Origin of the sequence: Gordonia caeni (assembly GCF_039537105.1) — a bacterium.
Taxonomy (GTDB): Bacteria; Actinomycetota; Actinomycetes; order Mycobacteriales; family Mycobacteriaceae; genus Gordonia; species Gordonia caeni.
In genome coordinates this window covers 1-1,452 of the sequence record NZ_BAAAZW010000026.1, presented here as the reverse complement: position 1 = coordinate 1,452, position 1,452 = coordinate 1, and the positions used below count along the sequence as shown (strand labels likewise).

Here is a 1,452-nt window from a genome sequence, read left to right as displayed (position 1 = left end):
GGCTCTTCGGTTCTGAGAGTGCGTAGGTGAGGTTCGGGACGAGCGCGGGCGACCACAAGATGTAGGCGGGTCCTGGGTGTGATCATGGAAGTTCCTACACACCCTTGACGCACACCACAGGACCCATGGCTGAGCTTACTTCCGATGTTGCCGACACGATCTGCCGAACCGTCGAGTTGGGCGTGACGATCACCGGTGCGGCCGTCGGCGCCGATGACCGGACCCATGTTTTCTGCGAGGTCCTCGACCCCGATCGACGATGCCCGGACTGCAACATTGCGGGTCAACTACGAGATCGGGTCGAGCGGGTCCTGACTGACACTCCTGTCGTCGGCTATCCAGTCCTCCTGCACGTGATGGTTCCGCGGTTCGTGTGCCACACCAGCGACTGCTCGAGGTCGGTCTTTCGCGCGAGGATCGACCACATCGCCAGGGCTCGAGCAGTGGTCACGACCAGGACCGAACGCTGGATTTTGCAGCGCATCGTGGTCGACAAGATGAGCGTGGCCGCCGTCGCCGCGAACCTCGCGATCTCGTGGAGCACGGTCAACCAGATCGCTACAGACGCCGCTCGCGCCTTGGTCTACGACGGCGACCACCTCGACGGGGTCCGGTGCCTCGGTGTGGACGAGCACAAATGGAAACACGTTCGCGGACAAGGGGAACCGAGTTTCGTCACGGTCCTGATCGACCTGACTCCGGTCATCGACGGGACCGGCCCGGCACGCCTGCTCGACATGATCGGCGGCCGCTCCAAACACGTCCTCAAACAGTGGATGGCCGCCCGGGACCAGCAGTTCCGGGATCGGATCAAGGTCGTGGCGATGGACGGATTCACCGGCTACAAGAGCGCCACCGCCGAGGAACTCCCCGCGGCCCGGGTGGTGATGGATCCGTTCCACGTTGTCCATCTGGCCGCAAGCAAACTCGACTTGTGTCGGCAACGGATCCAGCAGCAGGTATGCGGACACCGGGGCCGCAAGGACGACCCGCTGTACAAGATCCGCCGGATTCTGCACACCCGCACCGAACTGCTCACCGACAAACAGAAGATCCGCCTGTTCGAGTCGCTGACCAGTCACCACGACCATGTCGCTGTCGAGATCACCCACCAGATCTACCAGCAGCTGATCGCCGCTTACGAACACCCGCAGCGCCGCGAGGGAAAGAAACTCATGTACAAGATCCTGCGCCGTATCCGCACCGGACTGCCGGCAGGCCTGCAAGAGTTGGCCCAACTCGGACGAAGCCTGTGGTCCCGGCGCACCGACATCCTCGCCTACTTCGACGTCGGCGTCTCCAACGGGCCAGTCGAAGCCATCAACGGACGCCTCGAACACCTCCGCGGCATCGCGCAAGGCTTCCGCAACCTCGACCACTACATCTTGCGGTCACTACTGCACTCGGGTCAGCTCACCGAACGAGTCAACGCACTCTGAAATACGAAGAGCC

The 1,452-nt window shown here is 62.8% G+C and carries 1 protein-coding gene; it reads left to right on the top strand.

Features of this window, described 5'->3' with window-relative positions; all coding sequences use genetic code 11:
• Positions 1 to 125 precede the first annotated feature (125 nt).
• Positions 126 to 1,439, top strand: a complete 1,314-nt coding sequence (locus tag ABD732_RS18530; RefSeq protein ID WP_344786284.1) for an ISL3 family transposase — start codon at positions 126 to 128, stop codon at positions 1,437 to 1,439.
• Positions 1,440 to 1,452: the final 13 nt, after the last annotated feature.